2 protein-coding genes and 1 pseudogene are annotated in these 2,150 nt (G+C 64.0%); all 3 read right to left on the bottom strand.

Annotation, left to right across the window (positions count from 1 at the left end; genetic code table 11):
* Positions 1–503: pseudogene (locus VKP01_RS07870) on the bottom strand (CtpF protein); the annotation flags it as partial.
* Between the two features lie 61 nt (positions 504–564).
* On the bottom strand, positions 565–1,293 hold the full coding sequence (locus tag VKP01_RS07865) for a CpaD family pilus assembly protein (RefSeq protein ID WP_324411602.1): 729 nt from the start codon (positions 1,291–1,293) through the stop codon (positions 565–567).
* A gap of 94 nt (positions 1,294–1,387) precedes the next feature.
* Positions 1,388–2,150 (bottom strand): type II and III secretion system protein family protein (locus VKP01_RS07860; RefSeq protein ID WP_414706549.1); only part of this gene is annotated, 763 nt, incomplete at its 5' end.

Here is a 2,150-nt window from a genome sequence, read left to right as displayed (position 1 = left end):
GCCAGATTATGCGCAACCGTCGAGGCGCCGACGCCGCCTTTTGCGCCGATGACGGCAACGATCCGACCAACCGGATCGGAGCCGGGCGTCGTGAACAAGCCGGATACGGCGCGCACCATATCGACAGGGGAGAGGGGAGCGATCAGGTAATCGCTGACACCGCGGCGGATCAGATCGCGATAGAGCAGGACGTCGTTGACATGGCCGACGACGAGCACCCGGGTGCCCGTATCGCAGACCTCGGAGAGCTCGTCGAGGTGGCGAAGGAACTGGGCCTGCTCGCTCTGGCCGACTTCGAGGATGATCACATTCGGCGTGGGAGCCTGGGCGAAGGCCGCGACTGCGCCGGCGGCGCCCCCGGCCTGAACGCGCAGATGCGCCTTCTGCATGCGCCGGTCGGTCGCCGCCGATTCCAGCGCCGTCGCGATATCGGGCGAATCACAAAACGCCTGAATCGTGACGCGCGGTATTGGCGCGATCATGTCGTCTTCACTGTGACTCATGACTTCAATATCCTTCGTAAACGACGTTGTCCTGTCGGGATTGGCATCCGTTCACGCGTGATCAGTCGCCGACATCGCTGATGCCGCCGCGCCCATCTTGCCGGTAGTTGGTGGACGGATCGTTGCCTTCACGCAGTTTCCGGATATTTGCGGAACGCCGAACCGGATCGACTGCGCCCGGAGTGCGCCCGCGTACCAGATCGACAGGGTCGGCGATCTGGGAAGCGACGTTGCTCTGGGTGGCACAACCGTGGTTCCAATAGGGTTCGTTGCGCAGGTTGAACCCGGGATCGCTGACGCCGAGATCCTGCGGCCAGAGCCCGCAGGGGCCCTCGACCTGCGCCGCCATGTGGCGGAAACTCAGGCGGATCGGCGCGGCGAGACCCGATTGCGTCGGGTCGTAATGCGACACGGAATAAGCGTTGGACGGAATGCCGGCATCGCGCAGCCGGACGCGCAGCGAATCGAGGGTGCGCCGGGCACCGGCTTCGGAACGCGGCACCTGGATGCTGATACGCCCCTTGCCTTCCTTGCGGTATTTTTCGACGAAGCTCTGCAGATCCTCCGTCTGACGATCATCGAGACGGCTGCCACGGATGAAAATATCAAGATGGTGCGGCTTGTCGCTGAGCACGATCGGATGGCGATCGCGGTAGTCGTAAGGGTAGATCGAGCCGGTCTGAACCACGCGGTCCTGCGCGCAGGCGGCCAATGCGAAGGCGGACAGCGCGACGAGGGTGATGCCGAGGCTTCGTGAGCCGGTCCGTATGGTGGGTTTGGGCTGAGTCATGCCAGCATTCCTTGATGTCGCATCATGTGCCGCTTCATGGGGTGCGCGGGTGGATGGATTGGCGATCACGGGAGGGGTCATGATGGCTGCTCCCTCAATCCGCGATGAAGCCGAAGCGGCCGGGCGTGCCGCGCGCGGGCTGCGAGCCGCCGGTCGTACCGTACATCTGATTGAACCGGCCCATCAGGATGGCCTGCGGGTCGAAGGATTCGATGAAACCGTCATCCGGGCGCGCCGCCTCGGCCTGCTCCATCGGCTTGGCGATATAGGGCGAGACCAGGATCATCAGTTCGGTTTCCTGGCGCTGGTAATCGCGCGAGCGGAACAGCGCCCCGAGGATCGGCAGATTCATCAGGCCGGGCATGCCAGCAACCGTCTGTCCCGTTCGCGTCGAGATCAGCCCAGCAGTCATCATGGTGCCGCCCGAGGGCAACTCGACGCTGGTCTCGGATTTGCGCACCTTCATGCCGGGTACGCTGCTGCCGAGTACGGTCGAGCTGTTCTCGAAATCGAGTTCGGACACTTCGGTCGCAACACGCAGCGAAATCCGGTTCTCGGCCAGTACGACCGGAGTGAAGCCCAGATTGATGCCGAAGGGCTTGAAATTGACCGACGGAACGCAGCTTGGCTCGCTCGGCGGGCAAGGGGTGAGAACCGGGATCTCCCCGCCGGCCATGAAGCTCGCGGATTCCCCCGAGACGGCGACGAGCGTGGGTTCGGCGAGCGTGCGCGAGACACCGGCGCGCTCGAATGCCTGCAGGGTCGCTCTCACATCGAAGCCGCTACCACCGAAATTCGCCGTGTAGCTGCCACGCGTGCTGTCGAGGCCGGGATTGAGCGGGAAGAGCGAGGTCATA

The organism is Saliniramus sp., from assembly GCF_035311605.1.
Classification (GTDB): Bacteria; Pseudomonadota; Alphaproteobacteria; order Rhizobiales; family Beijerinckiaceae; genus Saliniramus.
The sequence above is the reverse complement of the archived record's forward strand: the minus strand, read 5'-3'. Positions and strand labels throughout refer to the sequence as shown.

Coding starts and splice junctions, on each gene's coding strand:
- VKP01_RS07865 (WP_324411602.1), bottom strand. CDS start 1,293: ATGACTCAGCCCAAACCCACCATACGGACCGGCTCACGAAGCCTCGGC.